The following is a 21,165-nucleotide window of genomic DNA, read 5'->3' as shown; positions in this document are numbered from 1 at the left end:
GCCGGCCCGCTGCCCGCGCGCGGCTCAGTCAAGACGCCGGATCCTGGGATCGTTCCGGGCCACCCAGTCCAGCAGCAGCTGCCGGCTGATTTTGCCGCGGTCCGTCAGGGGCAGCTCAGTCAGCACGAAGTACTCCAGGGGGCGCTTGTTCCGGGCCAGCACATCGTCGATCCCGGACCGCAGCTGGGTGGCGGTGACCGCCCCGTGCGAGGGCACGACGCCGGCCACGACGCGCTGGCCGCGAAGATCGTCAAGCATGCCGGCCGCCACGGCCGCCGCGACGCCCGGGACGGAGGCCAGCGCCATCTCGACCTCATGCGGGTAGACGTTGGTGCCGGCGGTGATGATCATGTCGGAGCGGCGGCCCAGCATGTGCAGGGTCCCGTCGGAGAGGTAGCCCTGGTCCCCCACGGTGTACCAGCCGTCGAAACAGCGCAGCGCCTGGCCGTCGTCACCCCACAGGTAGCCGTTGCTGACCATGCCGCTGCGGACGCAGATGTTGCCGTCGCTGCCGTCCGGGAGTTCGGCGCCGTCGTCGCCGAGGATGCGGATTTCGACGCCGGGAAAGGGCTTCCCGATGCCGGTCCCGCCCGGCTCGACGGGCTCGCCCGGGCGCAACCCGGCGCCCGAGACGAAGCTGAGCTCGGAGGCGCCGTAGTACTCGAAAATGGTCGCGTTGGGGGCCCAGCGCCGGGCCGCCTCCAGCGTCCGGGCGTCCAGCTTGGAACCGGCGCAGATGATGCTGCGGATGCCGGAGGCATCGACACCGCCGGTAAGGCCCCGCTCGCTGAGCAGCCGGAGCATGGTGGGCACCAGGACCAGGCGGGTAATGCCGTCGTGGCTGACGGCCGCGTGGGCGGCACCGACGTCGAAGTGGTCCAGGCTGTGGAACTCGGCGCCGGCATACAGGCATTCGGCGAGGGCATAGAGGTTCAGGCTTGCCGCGAGCGGCCCGGGAGCCAGGGACTTGTCGTCCTGCGTCAGTGCGAAGAATTCGATGGAGGCCTCGAAGGATTCCTGCCAGGACCGCCGCGAGCGGGTGAACGCCTTGGGCACCGAGGTGGTGCCGGACGTCAGGCCGACCAGGAACGAGGTCTCCGGCGGCCCGTCGACCAGGAACGGGTCCGGCCCGGGAGCTGCACGCGCCGGACCCGTTTCCGTCCCGGCGATGCGGGCGGTGATGCCGTCCTGGAGTTGCTGGGGCCAGGCCGGGTCCAACACGGCGCACTGACGCTCACCAGCCACGGCCGCGGCGAACGCTATGGCGAAGTGGGTTGAATTTTGTTCGGACAGCACAGTGATGGCCGGCGCCGAAGGCACCAGGGCCGCCGCTTTGTCCCGCAGGGCCGACCAGCTGAGGTGCTCTCCGGACACGACGACGGCTGTCTCGTCGGGACGGTCATCGGCCCAGCGCTGGAGTCTGTCGAGAAAAGGCATCGAACCAACTTTAGCGTTGCCGGGCGCCGCGGCTGCGTGTGCGGGATATTGTGACTCCATGAGCTTTAACGACAACGCCCCGCTGGACCCGTCACAAGTCCAGGACCGTCGCGGGATGGGCCGCGGCCCGATGATCGGCGGCGGGATCGGCGGTGGCATCATCCTGCTGCTGGCAGCCCTCTTTGGCATCAACCCCCAGCTTCTCGAGGGTCTGGCCGGCACCGTCCAGGAGCCCCAGTCGCAGAGCCAGGGCTCTGCCCCCGCCTGCCAGACCGGCGCCGACGCCGACGCCCGCCTCGACTGCAGGATCACCGGCACGGTCAACAGCCTGAACGCCTTCTGGCCGGCCTATCTGTCGCAGTACAACACCAAGTACCCGCGGCCGAAGGCCGTGATCTTCACCGGCGGAACCAACACCGGCTGCGGCGCCGCCACCTCGGACGTGGGGCCGTTCTACTGCCCCGTTGACACCACGGCGTACTTCGATCCCGGCTTCTTCCAGGAGCTTGTGGACCGGTTTGGCTCCTCAGGCGGCCCCCTGGCGCAGGAATATGTGGTGGCCCACGAATTCGGCCACCACGTCCAGAACCTGCTTGGCGACCTCGACCGGGCGCAACAGGATCCGCAGGGCCCCGGCTCCGGGGGTGTCCGGGTTGAGCTCCAGGCAGACTGCTACGCAGGGCTGTGGGCCCACTATGCAACGACGCAGGCGGATCCCAAGACCGGCCAGCCCTATCTCGACCCCTTCACTGACCAGGACGTGAAGGACGCCCTGTCGGCGGCCTCCGCCGTCGGTGATGACCGCATCCAGAAGGCCGCCACGGGCCGCGTCTCACCGGAGGCATGGACCCATGGCTCAAGTGCCCAGCGGCAGAAGTGGTTCTACCAGGGGTACACCACCGGGGACATCAACAAGTGCGACACGTTCGCGGTGGCAACGCCTTAGCCCCACCCCTTAGCCCCAGCCCCCTGGCGCCAACCCTTGGGCCCAACTCTCGGGCCTAAACCCGAGGCCTCACCCGCGCGGCCGGCGCCGGACCGGGACCTCGACGTAGCTGAGGAATCCGGCGTGGCCCAGGTGCCGGTGCTTTGCGTGCCACACGGGCCGGTATTGGTGCCCGAAGGGGTCGGTCACGAGGACCGATTCCAGCCGGTCGTTTCCGGCCAGGAGGCGGTCGACGTCGGCCAGCGCATTGCGCCGCGTCGCCAGACCGTCGATGTCCAGGCTCCAAAGCCCCAGCTCAGCATCGGTTCCGCGTTCCAGCTGCAGCGTCTCGAACAGTCCGGCCACGAGCCCGGCGAGCCCGACGGGGTCAACCCGTTGCAGCCGGAGGGACTCGGGATGCACGTCACGCGCCTCGGCGAGGGCCTGGCGCAGCCAGTGGAACTCCACCGATCCCAGGGGCGGTCCCATGCGCAGGTGGCGGTTCTCGTCCAGCTCCAGCCGGTAGGTAGTGGCGCTGCGGTCCATGATGCACGGAGCTTCACCGACATATTCGAAGTCGGCCAGCAGGGCTTCCCGGGACCGGTAGTAGGAGAACTCGCCGCTGTCCTCGACAACCACGAAGTCCTTGCCCGCATCGGAGGGCCGCGGCGGTGGCGTGGCATCCATTCCCGTGTGCCTCCTGTTCGACGGCGTGCCCGGCCCGAAGCGTGTGGACCCGTTGTCTTTATCAGACCACCGCCGGGACGATATGGGAACGGCGGCGGGAACGCCGGAACGAAATGACGACGGCGGCCCCGCCTCAATGAGGTGGGGCCGCCGTCGGCGTAATTAGGGAGGCGGTGGGGACCTAGATGTTGAAGCCCAGGGCGCGCATCTGGTCGCGGCCGTCCTCGGTGATCCGTTCCGGACCCCATGGCGGCATCCACACCCAGTTGAGCCGCCAGTCGTCGACGATCCCGTCCAGGGCCTTGCCGACCTGCTCCTCGATCACGTCGGTGAGCGGGCAGGCAGCGGTGGTGAGCGTCATGTCGATCAGCAGGGCGCCGTCGTCGTCCGAGTACTTCAGACCGTACAGCAGGCCCAGATCAACGATGTTCACCCCGAGTTCCGGGTCGATCACATCCTTGAGCGCCTCTTCGACATCCTCGAGGCCCGTGCGGGCCACATTGAGTTCGGTCATTGCGGAGTCCTAACTACGCCTGGGCTGCAGCCGTGGCGGCAGCGATGGTGGCCGCCCCTGCGCCGGTGGCGTAGCGGTCGTAGCCTTCGTCTTCGAGGCGGTCGGCGAGCTCCGGGCCGCCCTCTTCCACAACCTGGCCATCGACGAACACGTGCACGAAGTCCGGCTTGATGTAGCGCAGGATCCGGGTGTAGTGCGTGATGAGCAGGGTGCCCATGTTGCCTTCGCCGTGGGCGCGGTTGACGCCCTCGGAGACAACCTTGAGCGCGTCGACGTCCAGGCCGGAGTCGGTCTCGTCGAGGATGGCGAACTTCGGCTTGAAGAGCTCGAGCTGGAGGATCTCGACGCGCTTCTTCTCGCCGCCGGAGAAGCCTTCGTTGACGTTGCGCTGGGTGAAGTCGGCGTCGATGCGCAGCTGCGCCATGGCGGCCTTGACGTCCTTGGTCCACGTGCGCAGCTTGGGGGCTTCGCCGTCGATCGCGGTCTTGGCGGTGCGCAGGAAGTTGGTCATGCTCACGCCCGGGACCTCGACGGGGTACTGCATGGCGAGGAACAGGCCGGCGCGGGCGCGCTCGTCGACGCTCATGGCGAGGACGTCTTCACCGTCGAGGGTGATCGTGCCGGAGGTGACGTTGTAGCGCGGGTGCCCGGCGATGGTGGACGCCAGCGTGGACTTGCCGGAGCCGTTGGGGCCCATGATGGCGTGCGTCTCGCCGGTCCTGATGGTCAGGCTGACGCCCTTCAGGATTTCCTTGGTGCCCTGCTCGGTGTCAATGCTGACGTGCAGGTCCTTGATCTCAAGAGTCGACATGTGTCTTGTTCTCCTCTGCACCGTGCCCTCGGCACTGTGCGTTTTCTTGGCGATAAGTTTTCTTGTGCGGGTTGCCGGCTGCAGGCAGCTAGCTGAAGTTGGGAGCCTCGGCGCCGTTCAGGACGTTGGTGAAGTCCACGTAGACCTCGTCATCCATGACGGTCACGGCAAACACGGGAACGGGATCATAGGCCGGCAGCTGGAGCGGCTCGCCGCTGCGCAGGTCGAACTGGGAGCCGTGGCCCCAGCACTCGATCTTGCAGCCTTCGACTTCTCCTTCGGAGAGCGAAATGTCCGCGTGCGAGCAGGTGTCGCCGATGGCGTGGATCTCCCCCATCGAGTCCTTCACGATCGCTACCGGGTAGTCGTCGATCAGGATCCGCAGCGCCTGCTTGAGTTGGATCTCGCTGGCGTTGCAGACTAGCTCGCCCTTTGGCTGTTCAGTCATTGATGTCGTCCGTGTTCTCTGGTGCTGCGCACTAGTGGTTGGTCGCCGCGAGTTCGCGCTCGACGGCTTCCGTGAGGCGCTCTTCGATGGCCGGAACGTTGATCTTCTGGATGATCTCGTTCAGGAACCCGCGGACCACCAGGCGGCGGGCCACCTCTTCCGGGATGCCACGGGCCATCAGGTAGAACAGGTGCTGATCATCGAATCGTCCGGTGGCGCTGGCGTGGCCGGCGCCGGCGATCAGGCCGGTCTCAATCTCAAGGTTCGGCACGGAATCGGCGCGGGCACCGTCGGTCAGGACCAGGTTGCGGTTGGCCTCGTAGGTGTCGGTGCCTTCTGCTTCCTTGCGGATCAGAACGTCACCGACCCACACGGTGTGCGCGTTGCGGCCCTGCAGGGCGCCCTTGTACAGGACGTTGGACTTGCAGTTGGCCACGGCGTGGTCAACGAACAGGCGCTGCTCGAGGTGCTGGCCGGCGTCGGCGAAGTACAGGCCGAACAGTTCCACTTCGGCGCCCGGGGCGGTGAAGCGTGCCGAAGGCGTGACCCGCACAAGGTCGCCGCCGAGGCTGACCACAATGTGCTTGAACTTCGCGTCGCGGCCGAGCTTCGCCTGCTGGGAGGAGGCGTGGACGGCGTCGTCGTTCCATTCCTGGAGCGAGATGACGGTCAGCTGCGCGCCGTCCTCGACGAGGATTTCGATGTTTTCCGAGACGACGGCGGTGCCCTGGTGGTCCAGGACGACGACGGACTTGGAGAACTTTTCCGCGACGATCACGACGTGCTGCGCGGAAGCTTCGGTGCCCTGGCCGGTCAGCAGCACGCTGACCTCGCCCTCCACCTCGACCTCGGACGGGACCGTGATGACGGTGGCCTCGGCGAAGTTCTCCCAGGCGTTCGCGGAGACGCGGTCCTCGGGGATGGCGGCGGAGCCGATCCGGCGGTCGTCACGGCCGACAGTCTCGACCCTGACGCTGTCCGGAGCGGTGACGCTCACGGCCGGCGCCGCACCGGTGAGGACCTCGGTGTGCAGGCCGCGGAGGCGCTTGAGCGGGGTGAAGCGCCAGTCCTCCTCCATGCCGGTCAGCGGTTTGAAGTCCGCCAGCTTGTAGGAGGTCAGGCGGCCGGCGCGTGAGCTGTCCGGTACGCCGACGCCGCCGCCGTGCGAGTGGCGCTTGACGGCTTCGCCGGCCAGCGGCGCCTTGGACTCCGCGGCGTTCAGCGGTGAGAGGCTTTCGCCTTCCTCGGTGAAGCCGTTGATGAACGGCTGGGCTGAGGGCGCGCCGATGCGGGCCTTTTCAGTAGTGATGTCAGTCATTAACCGACCGATCCTTCCATCTGCAGTTCAATCAGTCGGTTCAGCTCGAGGGCGTATTCCATCGGCAGTTCGCGGGCAATCGGCTCGATGAAGCCGCGGACGATCATCGCCATGGCCTCGTCTTCGCGCATGCCGCGGGACATCAGGTAGAACAGCTGCTCTTCGCTGACCCGCGAGACCGTGGCCTCGTGGCCCATCGTGACGTCGTCCTCGCGGATGTCGATGTACGGGTAGGTATCCGACCGGCTGATGGTGTCCACCAGGAGGGCGTCGCAGCGGACCGTGTTGGCCGAGTGCTTGGCGCCTTCGCGGACCTGGACCAGGCCGCGGTAGGCAGCACGGCCGCCGCCGCGGGCCACGGACTTGGAGATGATCGAGCTCTTGGTGTTGGGCGCGATGTGGACCATCTTGGAGCCGGTGTCCTGGTGCTGGCCTTCGCCGGCGAACGCGATGGACAGGGTCTCGCCCTTGGCGCCTTCGCCCACGAGGTAGACGGCCGGGTACTTCATGGTGACCTTGGAGCCGATGTTGCCATCGATCCACTCCATGGTGGCGCCCTCTTCGCAGATGGCGCGCTTGGTGACCAGGTTGTACACGTTGGTGGACCAGTTCTGGATGGTCGTGTAGCGGACGCGGGCGCCCTTCTTGACGATGATTTCCACGACGGCGGAGTGCAGCGAGTCCGAGGTGTAGATCGGCGCGGTGCAGCCTTCGATGTAGTGGACGTAGGAGTCCTCGTCGGCGATGATCAGCGTGCGCTCGAACTGGCCCATGTTTTCCGTGTTGATGCGGAAGTAGGCCTGCAGCGGGATGTCCACGTGGACGCCCTTGGGCACGTACACGAAGGAACCGCCGGACCAGACGGCAGTGTTCAGCGACGCGAACTTGTTATCGCCCACCGGGATGATGGTGCCGAAGTACTCCTGGAAGATCTCCGGGTGTTCGCGCAGCGCGGTGTCGGTGTCCAGGAAGATGACGCCCTGGGCTTCCAGGTCCTCGCGGATCTGGTGGTAGACCACTTCAGACTCGTACTGGGCGGCGACGCCGGAGACGAGGCGGCTGCGCTCGGCTTCCGGGATGCCCAGCTTCTCGTAGGTGTTCCGGATGTCCTCGGGCAGGTCCTCCCAGGTGGCGGCCTGCTTCTCGGTGGAGCGCACGAAGTACTTGATGTTGTCGAAGTCGATGCCGGACAGGTCCGCGCCCCAGGTGGGCATGGGCTTGCGGTCGAAGTACTTCAGGCCCTTGAGCCGGAGGTCGAGCATCCATTCCGGCTCGTTCTTCTTGGCCGAAATATCGCGAACAACGTCCTCATTGATGCCGCGGCGGGCGTTGGCCCCGACGTCGTTCTTGTCGGCCCAGCCGTACTCATAGGTGCCAATTCCGTGGAGCTCGGGATTCTTTTCCAGAATCTCCGAAATCACAGTAGAGTCAGCAACCTTCTTCTCTGATAGTTGGTCCGTCATCACGGCCTTTCTTGGAGATGGTTTGGATACTTCGTCCGGGTTGACCGGTGCAACGGGACTGGGAGTCCCGACGGCGGCCGGACGGCCCGTAGGTATGTGGGTGGTGCAGACGTGCCCGCCGCGCGCCAGGGTGGACAGCCGGCGCACATCGACGCCGACCAGCCGGGAGAACACTTCGGTCTCCACGTCGCAGAACACGGGGAACTGGGCAGCCAGGTGCTGGATGGGGCAGTGCCCCTGGCAGAGCTGGACGCTGGAGAGCGCCGCCGGGAGCGGGGCCTTGGCTTCGATCGACTGCGCCGAGGCGACGAACCCGTCGCGGCTCAGCGCCGCTGAGAGAGCCTGGGCGCGGGCCGTGATGTCCGGTCCGGCCTGCTCGATCTCCGGTGCGTAGCGGCGCTCCATGTCGGCGAACCGCTCGACGGCGAACTGCCGTACGGCCTCGGGGCCGGCCGCCTCGCCGAGCCGGCGCAGCGCCACGGAGGCGATGTCGAGGTAGTCGTTGCCCAGGTTCGACTGGCCCTGGGAGCTCAGGACGTAGCGGCGGGCGGGCCGTCCGGCGCCGGCACCGGCGCGGGCAACCCGCTTGACCTCAATCACTCCGGTGCGCGCGAGGTGGTCCAGGTGGCGGCGCACGGCGGCCGGAGTGAAGCCCAGGAGGTCGCCGAGTTCGGCTGCGCTGATGGGTCCGTGTTCCAGGACCGCGTTCAGGACGCGGTCGCGCGTGCGCTCTTCGGCGTCGTGCGTGTGGGTGCCGGCAGCCGCGGGAACTGCGTCCGGAACGGCCGCCACGTGTACCCGGGCAGGCCTGACGCGCGCGGCGCCGCGCGCGGACGGGGCTGCGGACGCAGCGGCTCCGGACACAGGGCCTCCGGACACAGCTGCTCCAGACACAGCGGCTCCGGACACAAGGGGGCTCATGGAATACACAACACAATCATGTCGTAATTTAGTCCGGCATTCCAGTAAGGCATGGCTTGCCTGCGGGACGCCCCCTCCGGGGAGCCGACGTACTACATCGCGTAGAATGCTGTGGTGCGATCTCCCGAATCCCCCGTTCTGACCATCAGCGGGCTTGTCAAGGATGTTGGTCCACTGCCCACCCTCGACGGCAAGATGCTGCGCGTGGTCAGCGGCCTTTCCCTCATCGCCGAACGCGGCCAAGTCACGGCCCTGCTCGGCGCCAATGGCGCGGGCAAGACCACCACCATCGAATGCGCCCAGGGGCTGCAAAAGCGCACCGCCGGCGCCATCAGCCTACTCGGCCACGATCCGGATTCGGCCGGCGCGGGCCTCCGCGCCCGGGTGGGCGTGATGCTGCAGGACGGCGGCCTGCCGCCGTCGGCCCGGCCCATCCCCCTGCTGCGGCACATCGCCGGCATGTACCAGGACCCGTGGCCGGTGGATGAACTCATCGGCCGCCTGGGCATCGACTCCTTCAGCCGCACCAACGTGCGGCGCCTGTCCGGCGGGCAGAAACAGCGCCTCGCCCTGGCCGCGGCGCTGGTCGGCAATCCGGAGGTCCTGTTCCTCGACGAGCCCAGCGCGGGCCTCGACCCGCAGTCCCGTCAAATGGTCTTCGATCTCATATCCGAACTGCGGAACAGCGGCATGGGCATCATCCTGACGACGCACCTGATGGACGACGCCCAACGGCTGGCGGACTACGTCTACATCATCGACGCCGGCCGCAATGTCGCCGAGGGCACCGTCGCCCAGCTCCTGCGCCACCAGCTCCCGGCGGGCGACGCGTCGCAGCACATCCGCACCTTGTTGTTCGAAACCGAACCAGGCCTGGACTTCGCCGGCGTGCTGCCCGACGGCGTCGACGTCACCGAGGCGCGGGCCGGCAGTTACGCCGTGACCGGAGCCCTGACCCCCGCCGACCTCGCCGCGATCACCGCGTGGTGGGCCCAGCGCGGGATCATGCCCAGCTCCCTGAGCCTTGAAGCGCGCAGCCTCGAGGACGTCTTCCTGGACATCTCCGGAAGGGAGATCCGATGAACCGCGTAACAGGTGGTGCCCCGCTGGAGAGCGCACGCCGTGCCGGCGCGCCCCCCGCCGCGCATGGCAGCGCGCCCGCTTCCCTGCTGCGCCGCATCCTGCTGCAGGGGCAGTACGAGACAGTCACCATGCTCAGGAACGGCGAGCAGCTGATCCTCGCGATCGTGCTGCCGCTGCTGGCCATGGTCGGGCTGACCGTGACGCCGCTGCTGGACGGGCTCGGTTCGAGCCGCATCAATGTCGCCGTCCCCGGCATCCTGGCCCTGTGCGCCATGTCCACGGCCTTCACCGGGCAGGGCATCTCCACCGGCTTCGATCGCCGCTACGGCGTCCTGCGCTTTCTTTCCACGACACCCCTGGGCCGCACCGGCCTGATTGCGGGGAAGGTCCTGGCCGTCCTGGCGGTGCTGTTCCTGCAGGTGCTCATCGTGACCGCGGTGGCCGTGCTGCTGGGCTGGCAGCCCAATCCCGCGGGCTGGCTGCCCGGACTGGCCATCCTGATCCTCGGCGCCGCCGCCTTCACGGCACTCGGGCTGCTGGTCGCCGGGACGGTCCGGCCGGAGGCGACCCTGGCCATCACCAACCTGCTCTGGATCCTGCTCGGCGCGCTGGGCGGAATCGTGATTCCGGCCGAACGGCTCCCGGCGCTGGCCCAGGCTGTGGTGCATTTCCTCCCCTCCGGCGCGCTGGGCCAGGCGCTGAGGGATGCTTTCCTGTACGGCAGCGTCAATGGTGCCGCCGTTCTTGTCCTGCTGCTCTGGACGGCGATCGCCGGCGGCGCAGCAACCCGTTGGTTTAAGTGGAATTGAGAAAACTGTGAGCACGGCGTCACGAACTCCCCGGATTGTCTCCGGAATCACCTCCCGGCTGCCTGTCCGAGTCGATAAGACGGTCAGGCGGCTGGCCGTGCTGTCCCTCATTGGCCAGATCGTCCTGGTGGTGACCGGCGGCGCCGTCCGCCTGACGGCCTCTGGCCTTGGCTGCCCCACGTGGCCGCGCTGCACGGAGGGGTCCCTGGCGACCACCCCGGAAATGGGGATCCACGGAATCATCGAATTCGGCAACCGGCTCCTGACGTTTGCGCTGGCGGCTGTCGCCGTGATGATGCTGGTCTATCTGTGGAACCTCCGCAAGGAGCGCCGCGGCCTCTTCCTGCTGGCCCTCGGCCTGCTCGCCAGCATCCCGGCCCAGGCCGTCATCGGCGGCATCACGGTGCTGACCCAGCTGAACCCGTGGGTCGTGGGCCTGCACTTCCTCGTGTCCATGGCCCTCGTTGTCCTGGCGACCCTTCTGGTGAACCGGGCGTACGGCCGCACGGGCAAGGCCCGGACCGTGCAGCTTCCCGCCCTGCCGGGCGTTGCCCGCCCGGTGATGACCGCCGTCGCGGTCCTCTCCGCCGTCGCGGTCTGCCTCGGTGTGGTGGTGACCGGCGCCGGTCCGCATGCCGGGGACGCGAACGCCCCGCGCAACGACCTCGACTGGGACCTGTTCGCGCACATCCACGCCGTGCCCGCCTACCTGGTGACCGCCGGCGCGCTGTTCGCGCTGGTCCTTGTGGTCCGCGGGCGGATTCAGGGGCCGTTCCGCTCCGCGGTGTTCATGCTCCTGGGCGTCACGGTGCTGCAGGCCGCAATCGGCTTCACGCAGTACTACAACGGCATCCCGGCGCTGCTCGTCGGCGCTCACATGCTGGCGGCGGCACTGCTGATGAGCGCGGCGACCAACGCCGCGGACCTCGCCCGCTACAGCCCGGTGGACTAACCGGTGGACTAATCAGCCGCAGCACCCCTGAACAAAGCATCGCGGGGTCACTTACCGCCCTTCCGGCACGTCCGGACGGGCCGTAAGTGGCCCCGCGTTTGCTGTCTGTTGCTGTCTGGGCCCTCGAACGGGCGCTGCGGCAACAATGACCAGTAGCGCATTCACCTCCCGGGGGCTGGCCTTGACGGGATTTCCGGGTGGACTATGGGATGGCATGGATATGGATCGTCGCGGCCGTGGGCTTTCCTCGTTCGTTCCCGTGACGCTGACCGGAAGGCCTTCTCTGATGCAAGCGACAGAACCGACCGTGCCTCCTTCACCCTCAGCCCGCCAACGCGCGGCGAGCCTCAAAGAACGTGTATACATCATCTTCACGAGCCTGGCCGTGGTGTTGGCGCTTCGGAGTCACGCGGACGAGACCACGCCGCTGGCAGCGGCGGCGACGCTCAGCATCGTGGTGATCGGCTCCCTGCTGGGGATTTTCGTCGCCGACCTCCTGAGCCACCTGACTGTTCATTCGAAGCTTCCCACCGGTGAGGAGCTGCACCACATGATCGCGGTCAGCGCGGGCGGCCTCGGCGTCCTGGTCACCCCGCTGCTCCTCCTCACGGCAGCCGGCCTCGGTCTGTGGTCGACGGCCGTTGCCCTCGGGTGGGCAGTCGCTGTTCTGGTTGTTTCGCTCGGCATCGTCGGGTTCCTCGCGATCCGCCGCCTCGAGATCCCGCTGCGTCACAAGGCCGCCATCATGTTCGCCGAAGTCGTGTTGAGCCTGCTGGTAATCGGGCTGGAGCTGGTGGCCCACAATCTCTAAAGAGGCCTAAAGGCGTCCCCCTCGACGCCCGGTTACCGGCCGGTCACTTGTCCAAACGGGAAAGATTTCGGAATACTGGATGCTGTGGCCCCTTTTCGGGCCCGCCCTACAACCAACCGCAGAGCCGGGCAGCCGCAGAACCGGCGTCAGGTTTCGTCCAGCCAAGGCGGGAATACTTGGATAGGGCGCAGGACTGGCGCCGCAATCGCATCCATGGATAGACGGACGGCGCGGTTTTGCCTTGATGCAGCTGGAATCGGAACCGGCCAGACAGAGGCACCGGAGGTTATGTGGCGTTACTAGTCGGCGAAAGGCCCGCACAGACGGTCCAACATACTGCAAAGCGCCCGCGGCTGGACGGCCTGGACGTTCTTCGCGGTGCCGCCGTGGGCGCCGTCCTGCTCGGTCATTCCTGGCCCGGCATATTCCAGGGCGCCGGCATCGTGGGTGTCATTGCCTTCTTCGTGTTGAGCGGTTACCTGATCACCAACGTGCTGGTCGGCGATATCGAACGGCACCGTAAGATTCGTTACGGGCGCTTCTATGCGCACAGGGCCTTCCGGCTGGTGCCGGCGCTGGTTTCTCTCCTGGGCGTCTACGCGATCGTCGAATTGGCCACCGACGTCCTCGGTGACCGGTCCAAGGGAATCGTGGGCTACACCGTCCTCGCCGGTCTTGGCTACCTCAAAGACCTCCCCCTGCCGTTCGACGTCAGCATGGCGATCGGACCGCTCTGGACGCTGGCGGTGGAAGAACAGTTCTACCTGATCTGGCCCGCGCTGCTGGTGCTCGCCCTGCGGCGCAACCGCCAGGGAAAGCTGATTGGCTGGTCCGCCGCCGTCGCGCTGTTCCTCATGTCGGCCAGTGTGCTGGCAATGGTGACCCTGGCCCCGCAACTTCACTCCCTGGTCTACGCGCTGCCGACCACGTGGGGCCTGGGCCTGATCATCGGTTCGGCCTTGCGGTTGTACAGGGTCCATGTGTTCAACTGGTTCACCGGCCGTTGGCTCAGGCGCGCGGCCCTGCTCGGTTCCGTCGCCGTCCTGGCCGCGCTGATCTACTTCCCGAAGGCCAACGAAACGCCGGCCTTCATGTTCATTGGCGGCCCGCTGGCCATGGCCGCCGCGGCCGTCCTGGTCGCACTGGCCGCCTCCCGAACCGCGGTGATGCCGAAGTGGACGCGCCCGGTGCAGCTGCTGGGCACTGTCTCCTACGCCGCGTACCTCTGGAACTACGCCGTCATTCTCTGGCTTAACGGCGGCTCCACGGCCGATCTGCCGCCGCTCATCGCGGTGTCGGCCATCGTGGTGACCCTGCTCATTGCGGTCATCAGCTGGCACACTGTCGAACGGCTCGGGCGGATCGCACGGGCCCGCTTCGACCAGCACTATTCGGCCCGCTACCATCCGGACCGGCAGCAGGCCGGCAGCGCCGCTTCCCGGCACGGTTAGTCGGCACTGTTCAGTCGGCACCCCTCAGTCGGCAGTCGGCGCTATTCAGTCGCTGCCAGGGTCGTTCTCCAGCGTGCAGGCATCGGTGTTCGCCCCGCAGACGATCACCGCGACGCGTTCCCCTTCGGCGGGTGTGTACGCCCCTGACGTGAGCGCCGCGAACGCAGCCGCAGCCCCGTATTCGGCGGGGATCCGGTAATCGCTCCACAACTGTGACCGGGCGGCGACGATGGCGGCGTCGTCCACCAGCACAGAGGTCGGCGGGACGCGTGAGGCGATGCTGAAGGCGATCCCACCCACGCGCCTGGCCCCGAGGGAGTCCGCGGCGACGCCCGAAACGGCCACATCGACCGGGCGTCCGGCGTCGAGGGCCGCGTGCAGCGTGGGGATGGTGTAGGGCTCGACCGCGACGACGCGGGCCCGGCCCTCGGCAGCTGCCGCCACGCCCGCATAGAGTCCGCCGCCGCCGACGGCGACGACGATCGTGTCGATGCCGGGCTCGTCCTCGAGGATTTCCTCGGCCAGGGTGCCTGCGCCTGCCGCAATTTCCAGCTGGTCGTACGCATGGCAGAACAGGGCGCCGGTATCTTCCACGTAGTGCATTGCGGCCGCGAAAGCCTCCGCGTACTCGGCGCCGACCTGCCGGACCGTGGCGTTGTACGCGAGGAGACGCTCGACCTTTACCCGCGGGGCGTTCTCCGGGACGAACACCGTCGCCGGCACACCCAGGACCGCGGCGGCGTACGCGTTCGCCAAACCCGCGTTGCCGCCCGACGCCGCCACCACACCGACTGCCGGCTCAAGCTCCCCGCGCTCCCGGGCGGCGAGCTGGCGGTTGAAGGCGCCGCGTGCCTTGAAGACGCCCGTGTGCTGCAGGAACTCACATTTGAACCAGAGCGGGGCGGCAGCGGTACCCCCGCGGAGCAACGGTGTGCGCCGCACGTGGCCACTGATGCGGTTCTGTGCCTGAAGTACATCGCTGCGGTTGATCACGGGCTCCCCCTGGGGTTGTGTCGCCTGGCCGGTTCGTAAGGATACCCCGGGACCGAAAAGGACCGTCCCCCTGATACAGCTGACGCTCCCCCACCACTGGTGAGGGAGCGTCAGGCAGATGAACGGGGGATCAGCCGCCCATGATGGCCGAGCCGACGAACGGGTCGACGGCCAGGGCAATGAAGAGCAGGGTCAGGTAGCTGATGGAGCCGTGGAAGACCTTCATGGCTCCCTTGTTGGATACGTCGCCGGCCTGGGCGCGGTTGTACAGGGCGTGCGACTCGTACAGGAACCAGGCACCGGCGCCGACGGCGGTCACCGTGTAGACCCAGCCGGCACCACCGGCCGGGATCATCAGCAGCGAACACGCCACCATGGCCCAGGCGTAGAGGACCACCTGCACCGAAACCACCTTCGCCCCGGCGATGGCGCCCAGCATCGGCACGTTGGCGTTGCGGTAGTCCTCGCCGTAGCGCATCGACAGCGGCCAGTAGTGCGGCGGGGTCCAGAGGAAAATCACCATGAACAGTACGACGGCGGGCCACTCGACGGTGTTGGTGACGGCGGCCCAGGCGATCAGGACCGGGAAGCACCCGGCGGCGCCGCCCCAGACAATGTTCTGGGCCGTGCGCCGCTTCAAGATCATGGTGTAGATGACCACGTAGAAGACGATGGCGCCGAGTCCGAGCCACGCGGCGAGCGGGTTGGCCCCGAACCAGAGGATGGCGATCGCCGCCGCGCCCAGCAGCCAGGAGAAGATGAGGGCTTCGCGGGGTGTGACCTCACCGGTGACCAGGGGCCGGTTCTCCGTGCGGTGCATGAGCTTGTCGATGTCGCGGTCGATGTAACAGTTGAAGGCGCCTGCGGAACCTGCCGCGAACGCGCCGCCCACCAGCGTCGCCAGGATCAGGCCGATCGACGGGAAGCCGCGTTCGGCATAGATCATGGTGGGGAGCGTGCTGACGAGCAGAAGCTCGATCACGCGGGGTTTCGTGAGCGCCAGGTAGGCCTTGGCTTTGCGGCCGAAGCCCATTCTTCCCGAGGCCGGGGAGGCGTTCAGCGGCGTATTAGTTGTGCTCACGGTGGCAGTCACTCTGTTCTGTCTGGCTGTGCAGTTCTGTCTGGCTGGGCAGCCCCGGGTGGATTTCGCAACGCACTGTGCTGCAGACCGGGCTCCGCGCTCGGCGCACACCCGTGTCCTTGCCCCAGTCGAAGGCCACCACCCATCATACCGTGGAGCTCCGGGCCGGAGGGCCGCCGAATGCCGCGCCATGATTCCGGCGCGTTAACGCCGGCTCACCGGCCCCGCGGCGGACGGTGATTCATATAAGCGAAATCAGGTCCAATTGGTGAGATATACGCTGACCACAAAGTGGAATGGGACTAGGCTGTCATTAGATCAGCGCACACGGGCACGCATTTAGGCACTTGCCGGAACACGCGGCTCTGCATCTGCGTCTGAATGATAGATCAACGTTTCGATGGTGAACGGCTGGTACGAACCGCAGCGGGCACCGAACTGTGCCCGGGCGGGAAAAGAGCGTACCGCCGGCCGTCAGCACAGAGAGGGGCCCGGTTTTCGTGCCACATTTGGAAGAGCAAGAACTGTCATGGACTGACTTGGACCAGCGCGCAGTGGACACCGTCCGGGTGCTGGCCGCTGATGCGGTGGAGAAGGTCGGAAACGGCCACCCGGGGACGGCGATGAGCCTGGCTCCGGCCGCGTATTTGTTGTTCCAGAAGCTGATGCGCCACGACCCGGCGAATCCGGACTGGCTGGGCCGCGACCGGTTCGTCCTGTCCCCCGGTCACACGTCCCTGACCCTGTACATCCAGCTGTTCCTCTCCGGCTACGGCCTGGAACTGAAGGACCTGGAGGCGCTGCGGACCTGGGGCTCGCTGACCCCGGGCCACCCGGAGTACAAGCACACCAAGGGTGTGGAGATCACCACCGGCCCGCTGGGCCAGGGCCTGGCTTCCGCGGTCGGCTTCGCCTATTCCCAGCGCCGGATGCGCGGCCTGTTCGACGCCGACGCTCCCGCCGGCACGAGCCCGTTCGACCACACCGTCTGGGTGATCGCCTCCGACGGCGACCTGCAGGAAGGCGTCACCTCCGAGGCGTCCTCACTCGCCGGTCACCAGGAACTGGGCAACCTCGTGGTGATCTACGACGAGAACCACATCTCGATCGAGGACGACACCGATGTGGCGTTCACCGAGGACGTCCTGGCCCGCTACGAGGCCTACGGATGGCACACCCAGCGGGTCGACTGGACCCGGACCGGCGAATACGTCGAAGACGTCCAGGAACTGCACGCCGCACTGCTCGCCGCGAAGGCCGAAACCGGCAAACCCTCCATCATCTCCCTGCGGACCATCATCGGGTACCCGGCGCCGAAGAAGCAGAACACCGGCAAGATCCACGGCTCCGCCCTCGGCGCTGAGGAAGTCGCAGCCCTGAAGAAGGTCCTGGGCTTTGACCCGGAACGTGCCTTCCAGGTCGACGAGGACGTCCTGGCCCACGCCCGTGCCGTCCAGGACCGCGGCGCGGCCGCCCGCGCCGACTGGCAAGCCTCGTTCGAGGCGTGGCAGGCCGGCAACCCCGAGTCCGCTGCACTGCTGGAACGCGTCGAGGCGAAGAAGCTCCCGGGCGACTTCGAAGCCGCCCTGCCGGTCTTCGAAGCCGGCAAGGACGTCTCCACCCGGGCCGCCTCCGGGAAGGTCCTGAACGCGATCGGCCCGGTCATGCCCGAACTCTGGGGCGGCTCCGCCGACCTCGCGGAGTCGAACAACACCACGATCGAGGGCTCGCCCTCATTCATCCCCACGTCCCGGTCCACCGCGGCGTGGAAGGGCAACCCCTACGGCCGGGTCCTGCACTTCGGCATCCGCGAGCACGCCGCGGCGTCGATCGTGAACGGCATCTCCCTGCACGGGCGCACCCGGGCTTTCTCCGGAACGTTCCTGATCTTCTCCGACTACCAGCGCCCCGCGATCCGGCTCGGCGCCCTCATGGGCGTCCCGTCGCTGTATGTCTGGACGCACGACTCGATCGGCCTGGGCGAGGACGGCCCCACGCACCAGCCCGTTGAGCAGCTCGCCTCCCTCCGCGCCATCCCGGGCCTGGACGTCGTCCGCCCGGGAGATGCGAACGAGGTGGCCGCGGCCTGGAAGGCCATGCTGGAAAACCACGAAAACCCCGCCGGCATCGTCCTGACCCGGCAGAACATCCCCACCTACGCCCGCGGCACCGGCGTGGCCGACGGCGACACCTTCGGCTCCACCGCCGGCGTCGAGAAGGGCGGCTACGTCCTTGCCGAGGCGTCGAAGGACGGCTCCACCGTCGAAGCCCAGGTCATCCTGATTGGCACCGGCTCCGAGGTCCAGCTCGCCGTCAACGCCCGCGAAGCGCTGCAGGCCGAGGGCATCCCCACCCGTGTGGTGTCCATGCCCTGCGTGGAATGGTTCAACAAGCAGGACGCCGCCTACCGCGACGCCGTGCTGCCCCCGGCCGTGAAGGCACGCGTCTCGGTCGAAGCCGGACTGGCCCTGGGCTGGAAGGAATTCGTCGGCGATGCCGGCCGTTCCATCTCCCTGGAGCACTTCGGAGCGTCCGCGGACTACAAGCGCCTCTTCCAGGAATTCGGCATCACGGCAGAAGCAGTCGCCGCCGCCGCGAAGGAATCCCTCGCCGGCCTCACCAACTGATCCACCACCACGGTTCCGGGGGACGCTGTGCCCCCGGAACCCATGATTTCCAGGAGTTATGAAATGACTACCCCCACCCAGCAGCTCTCCGACGCCGGCGTCTCGATCTGGCTCGACGATCTCTCCCGCGGCCGCCTCCAGACCGGCACCCTGCGCAAGCTGATCGAAGAGAAGAACGTCGTTGGCGTCACCACCAACCCGTCGATCTTCCACGCCGCCATCACCGCCGGCCACGACTACGACGCCGTGATCGCCGCCCAGGCCGCCGCCGGCGCCACCGTCGAAGAGACCGTCTTCGAAATCACCACCACCGACGTCGCCGACGCCTGCGACCTGTTCGCCCCCGTCGCAGCGGCCACCAAGGGCGTCGACGGCCGTGTCTCCATCGAGGTCGACCCCCGCCTGGCCTGGGACACCGCAGGCACCATCGCCGAAGCGAAGCACCTGTACAAGAAGGTCAACAAGGACAACGTCCTGATCAAGATCCCGGCCACTCTCGAAGGCCTCGAGGCCATCACCGCCACCCTGGCCGAGGGCATCAGCGTCAACGTGACCCTGATCTTCTCGCTGGAACGCTACCGCGCCGTGATCAACGCCTTCCAGTCCGGGCTCGAGCAGGCCAAGGACAACGGCCACGACCTGTCCAAGATCCACTCGGTCGCGTCCTTCTTCGTCTCCCGCGTCGATGCCGAAATCGACAAGCGCCTCAACGCCATCGGCACCGAGGAAGCCAAGGCACTCAAGGGCAAGGCCGGCCTGGCCAACGCGCGCCTGGCCTACCAGGTCTACGAGGAGCTCTTCTCCACCGAACGCTGGGCCCTGCTGGCCGAGGCCGGCGCCCTGCCGCAGCGCCCGCTGTGGGCCTCCACCGGCGTGAAGGACCCGGCCTACCCGGACACCCTCTACGTCACCGAACTCGTCGCCCCCGGCGTCGTCAACACGATGCCGGAGAAGACACTCGACGCGACGTTCGACCACGGCACCGTGACGGGCGACACCGTCTCCCGCGGCTACGACGACGCCAACGCCACGCTGAACTCCCTCGACGCGCTGGGGATTTCCTACAACGACGTCGTCGCCCTGCTCGAATCCGAAGGCCTGGACAAGTTCGTGGCCAGCTGGAAGGAACTGCTGGGTGACGTCGAAGGCGCCCTGGCCTCTGCACGGAAGGCTTCCTAACCCACCATGAGCACACTCAGCTACGACGCCACCGGCGCAGCCCGCCAGGCACATGAGCAGCACCTCCCGGCACTGCTGGAAGACCGCATCGCCACCCGGATCTTCGCGAAGGACCACACCCTGTGGGGTCCGGACGCAGAGCAGGAATCCGCTGTCCGGCTGGGCTGGGTCGAGGCGGCTTCCGTCTCCCAGCCGCTGGTCGGCGACATTCTCGAACTCCGCGACGCGCTGAAGGCCGAGGGCGTGACGCGGATCGTGCTCTGCGGCATGGGCGGCTCTTCGCTGGCGCCTGAAGTCATCGCGGGCACCGCTGGCGTCGAGCTGACTGTTCTGGACAGCACCGACCCCGAACAGGTCAGTGCCGCGGTGGCGGACCGGCTGGACGAAACCGCGATCGTGGTTTCGTCGAAGTCCGGCTCCACTGTGGAAACCGATTCCCAGCGCCGGATCTTCGAGCAGGCGTTCACCGATGCCGGGATCGATGCGAAGAGCCGCATTATCATCGTCACCGACCCGGGGTCGCCGCTGGACAAGGCCTCCCGGGAGGCCGGCTACCGCGCCGTCTTCAATGCAGATCCGAACGTCGGCGGCCGTTTCTCGGCCCTGACCGCCTTCGGGCTGGTCCCGTGCGGGCTGGCCGGCGTCGATATCCAGGCTTTCCTGGATGAGGCCGAAGAAGCCGCCGAGATCCTCAATGAGGACTCGGAGGACAACATCGGCCTTGCCCTCGGCACCGCCCTGGGCGGCACCACCCCGCTGCGCAACAAGATCGTCATCGCGGAGGACGGATCCGGGATCGTGGGCTTCGCCGACTGGGCCGAGCAGCTCATCGCCGAATCCACGGGCAAGCTCGGCACCGGCGTGCTGCCGGTCGTAGCCGGTCCTGCCTCCCCGGAAGCCACCCTGGGCGCCCCCGATGTCCTGGTCATCCGGCTCGTCGCGGCGGATGCCGACGTGCAGCTCGGCGAGAACGAGGTCGCCATCGCCGGCGGCTTGGCCACGCAGATGATGGTGTGGGAATTCGCCACCGCCGTGGCCGGCCGCCTGCTCGGCATCAACCCGTTCGACCAGCCGGACGTCGAGGCAGCGAAGATCGCCGCCCGCGGCCTGCTGGACGCACAGCCCGCACCGACGCCGGCGAATTTCACCGACGGCGCCATCGAGGTCCGCGGCGGGGAATGGCTCGGCAACGCCGGCACAGCGGCCGAGGCCGTCAGCGCCCTGCTGGGCGAACTCGGCCCGGACAACTACCTCAGCGTCCAGGCCTATTTCGACCGGCTGGCCTATGCCAGCCTCGAGGGCGTCCGGGACGAACTGGCCGCGGCCAGCGGACGCCCGGTCACCTTTGGCTGGGGCCCGCGGTTCCTGCACTCCACCGGCCAGTTCCACAAGGGCGGACCCGCGATCGGCGTCTTCCTGCAGGTCACGGCCGCATCCGCGGCTGACCTGGCCATCCCGGACCGGCCGTTCACGTTCGGCGAGCTGATCTCGGCGCAGGCCGCGGGCGATGCCCAGGTCCTGTCCGAGCACGGCCGTCCGGTCCTCCGGCTGCACCTGGCCGACCGCGCCGCGGGTGTGAAGCAGCTCCAGGAGCTCATCACCTCCCTTGCCGGCCAGGCAGCATCCTCCACTGAAAGCTAAGGCACCCACGCAAC

18 protein-coding genes and 1 pseudogene are annotated in these 21,165 nt (G+C 67.5%); 9 read left to right on the top strand and 10 right to left on the bottom strand.

Going from position 1 to position 21,165, the window contains the following annotated elements; translation table 11 throughout:
• Positions 1–24 precede the first annotated feature (24 nt).
• Complete coding sequence (locus AC1DDH_RS06760; RefSeq protein WP_476955097.1) at positions 25–1,437, bottom strand: class I adenylate-forming enzyme family protein; 1,413 nt, start codon at positions 1,435–1,437, stop codon at positions 25–27.
• 58 nt (positions 1,438–1,495) lie between these two features.
• On the opposite strand from AC1DDH_RS06760, the gene ypfJ reads away from it, so the two are divergent.
• Positions 1,496–2,383, top strand: coding sequence for a KPN_02809 family neutral zinc metallopeptidase (gene ypfJ, locus AC1DDH_RS06755; protein ID WP_476849629.1), 888 nt, complete (start codon positions 1,496–1,498; stop codon positions 2,381–2,383).
• A 69-nt stretch (positions 2,384–2,452) separates the two neighbouring features.
• Here the strand turns inward: ypfJ and AC1DDH_RS06750 are convergent, their stop codons facing one another.
• The 7 genes and pseudogenes from AC1DDH_RS06750 to AC1DDH_RS06720 form a co-directional block, all read right to left on the bottom strand.
• Positions 2,453–3,049: a hypothetical protein gene (locus AC1DDH_RS06750; RefSeq protein ID WP_476872554.1), complete on the bottom strand. Its 597-nt coding sequence runs from the start codon at positions 3,047–3,049 to the stop codon at positions 2,453–2,455.
• Positions 3,050–3,230: 181 nt separating this feature from the next.
• Positions 3,231–3,563, bottom strand: a complete 333-nt coding sequence (locus AC1DDH_RS06745; RefSeq protein ID WP_018772973.1) for a metal-sulfur cluster assembly factor — start codon at positions 3,561–3,563, stop codon at positions 3,231–3,233.
• 13 nt (positions 3,564–3,576) lie between these two features.
• Positions 3,577–4,374 (bottom strand): Fe-S cluster assembly ATPase SufC, encoded by a 798-nt coding sequence (sufC, locus tag AC1DDH_RS06740; RefSeq protein ID WP_476858597.1) that lies wholly within the window; start codon positions 4,372–4,374, stop codon positions 3,577–3,579.
• A gap of 88 nt (positions 4,375–4,462) precedes the next feature.
• Positions 4,463–4,822 (bottom strand): non-heme iron oxygenase ferredoxin subunit, encoded by a 360-nt coding sequence (locus tag AC1DDH_RS06735; protein ID WP_476955096.1) that lies wholly within the window; start codon positions 4,820–4,822, stop codon positions 4,463–4,465.
• A 31-nt stretch (positions 4,823–4,853) separates the two neighbouring features.
• Positions 4,854–6,140 (bottom strand): Fe-S cluster assembly protein SufD, encoded by a 1,287-nt coding sequence (gene sufD, locus AC1DDH_RS06730; protein ID WP_476855926.1) that lies wholly within the window; start codon positions 6,138–6,140, stop codon positions 4,854–4,856.
• Complete coding sequence (sufB, locus tag AC1DDH_RS06725; RefSeq protein WP_223917411.1) at positions 6,140–7,603, bottom strand: Fe-S cluster assembly protein SufB; 1,464 nt, start codon at positions 7,601–7,603, stop codon at positions 6,140–6,142. Before sufB ends, sufD begins: the two co-directional genes overlap by 1 nt.
• Positions 7,603–8,524 (bottom strand): annotated as a pseudogene (locus tag AC1DDH_RS06720) (helix-turn-helix transcriptional regulator). Before AC1DDH_RS06720 ends, sufB begins: the two are co-directional and overlap by 1 nt.
• A gap of 114 nt (positions 8,525–8,638) precedes the next feature.
• Here AC1DDH_RS06720 and AC1DDH_RS06715 point away from each other — a divergent pair.
• The 5 genes from AC1DDH_RS06715 (at position 8,639) to AC1DDH_RS06695 (ending at position 13,630) form a co-directional block, all read left to right on the top strand.
• Positions 8,639–9,607 carry an ABC transporter ATP-binding protein gene (locus AC1DDH_RS06715; RefSeq protein WP_028275511.1) on the top strand — a complete coding sequence of 323 codons (969 nt, stop codon included), beginning with the start codon at positions 8,639–8,641 and terminating at the stop codon, positions 9,605–9,607.
• Positions 9,604–10,416, top strand: a complete 813-nt coding sequence (locus AC1DDH_RS06710; RefSeq protein WP_230008147.1) for an ABC transporter permease — start codon at positions 9,604–9,606, stop codon at positions 10,414–10,416. The genes AC1DDH_RS06715 and AC1DDH_RS06710 overlap by 4 nt, the downstream gene beginning before the upstream one ends.
• Positions 10,417–10,423: 7 nt before the next feature.
• Complete coding sequence (locus tag AC1DDH_RS06705; RefSeq protein WP_476955095.1) at positions 10,424–11,368, top strand: COX15/CtaA family protein; 945 nt, start codon at positions 10,424–10,426, stop codon at positions 11,366–11,368.
• A 307-nt stretch (positions 11,369–11,675) separates the two neighbouring features.
• The gene (locus AC1DDH_RS06700; RefSeq protein WP_476855930.1) at positions 11,676–12,179 is read left to right on the top strand and encodes a hypothetical protein; all 504 of its coding nucleotides are present in this window, start codon (positions 11,676–11,678) and stop codon (positions 12,177–12,179) included.
• A gap of 290 nt (positions 12,180–12,469) precedes the next feature.
• Entirely contained in the window at positions 12,470–13,630 is a 1,161-nt protein-coding gene (locus AC1DDH_RS06695; protein WP_476955094.1) for an acyltransferase family protein, read from the top strand.
• Between the two features lie 45 nt (positions 13,631–13,675).
• On the opposite strand, the gene AC1DDH_RS06690 is transcribed toward AC1DDH_RS06695, so the two are convergent.
• Together AC1DDH_RS06690 and AC1DDH_RS06685 are read right to left on the bottom strand one after the other, a co-directional pair.
• Positions 13,676–14,623 (bottom strand): threonine/serine dehydratase, encoded by a 948-nt coding sequence (locus tag AC1DDH_RS06690; protein WP_476955093.1) that lies wholly within the window; start codon positions 14,621–14,623, stop codon positions 13,676–13,678.
• A gap of 130 nt (positions 14,624–14,753) precedes the next feature.
• A complete protein-coding gene (locus AC1DDH_RS06685; RefSeq protein WP_026266346.1) occupies positions 14,754–15,716 on the bottom strand; it encodes a heme o synthase in 963 nt (320 codons plus the stop codon).
• 497 nt (positions 15,717–16,213) lie between these two features.
• On the opposite strand from AC1DDH_RS06685, the gene tkt reads away from it, so the two are divergent.
• The 3 genes from tkt (at position 16,214) to AC1DDH_RS06670 (ending at position 21,151) form a co-directional block, all read left to right on the top strand.
• Positions 16,214–18,331 carry a transketolase gene (tkt, locus tag AC1DDH_RS06680; RefSeq protein ID WP_223917422.1) on the top strand — a complete coding sequence of 706 codons (2,118 nt, stop codon included), beginning with the start codon at positions 16,214–16,216 and terminating at the stop codon, positions 18,329–18,331.
• A 63-nt stretch (positions 18,332–18,394) separates the two neighbouring features.
• The gene (gene tal / locus AC1DDH_RS06675; protein WP_476886574.1) at positions 18,395–19,510 is read left to right on the top strand and encodes a transaldolase; all 1,116 of its coding nucleotides are present in this window, start codon (positions 18,395–18,397) and stop codon (positions 19,508–19,510) included.
• A 6-nt stretch (positions 19,511–19,516) separates the two neighbouring features.
• Positions 19,517–21,151 (top strand): glucose-6-phosphate isomerase, encoded by a 1,635-nt coding sequence (locus AC1DDH_RS06670; RefSeq protein ID WP_476955092.1) that lies wholly within the window; start codon positions 19,517–19,519, stop codon positions 21,149–21,151.
• The last annotated feature ends 14 nt before the right edge of the window (positions 21,152–21,165 follow it).

The organism is Arthrobacter sp. 10T425, assembly GCF_056393985.1.
The sequence above is the reverse complement of the archived record's forward strand: the minus strand, read 5'-3'. Positions and strand labels throughout refer to the sequence as shown.

Coding starts and splice junctions, on each gene's coding strand:
- AC1DDH_RS06735 (WP_476955096.1), bottom strand. CDS start 4,822: ATGACTGAACAGCCAAAGGGCGAGCTAGTCTGCAACGCCAGCGAGATC.
- ypfJ (WP_476849629.1), top strand. CDS start 1,496: ATGAGCTTTAACGACAACGCCCCGCTGGACCCGTCACAAGTCCAGGAC.
- AC1DDH_RS06745 (WP_018772973.1), bottom strand. CDS start 3,563: ATGACCGAACTCAATGTGGCCCGCACGGGCCTCGAGGATGTCGAAGAG.
- AC1DDH_RS06750 (WP_476872554.1), bottom strand. CDS start 3,049: ATGGATGCCACGCCACCGCCGCGGCCCTCCGATGCGGGCAAGGACTTC.
- tal (WP_476886574.1), top strand. CDS start 18,395: ATGACTACCCCCACCCAGCAGCTCTCCGACGCCGGCGTCTCGATCTGG.
- sufC (WP_476858597.1), bottom strand. CDS start 4,374: ATGTCGACTCTTGAGATCAAGGACCTGCACGTCAGCATTGACACCGAG.
- AC1DDH_RS06760 (WP_476955097.1), bottom strand. CDS start 1,437: ATGCCTTTTCTCGACAGACTCCAGCGCTGGGCCGATGACCGTCCCGAC.
- sufB (WP_223917411.1), bottom strand. CDS start 7,603: ATGACGGACCAACTATCAGAGAAGAAGGTTGCTGACTCTACTGTGATT.
- sufD (WP_476855926.1), bottom strand. CDS start 6,140: ATGACTGACATCACTACTGAAAAGGCCCGCATCGGCGCGCCCTCAGCC.
- AC1DDH_RS06670 (WP_476955092.1), top strand. CDS start 19,517: ATGAGCACACTCAGCTACGACGCCACCGGCGCAGCCCGCCAGGCACAT.
- AC1DDH_RS06710 (WP_230008147.1), top strand. CDS start 9,604: ATGAACCGCGTAACAGGTGGTGCCCCGCTGGAGAGCGCACGCCGTGCC.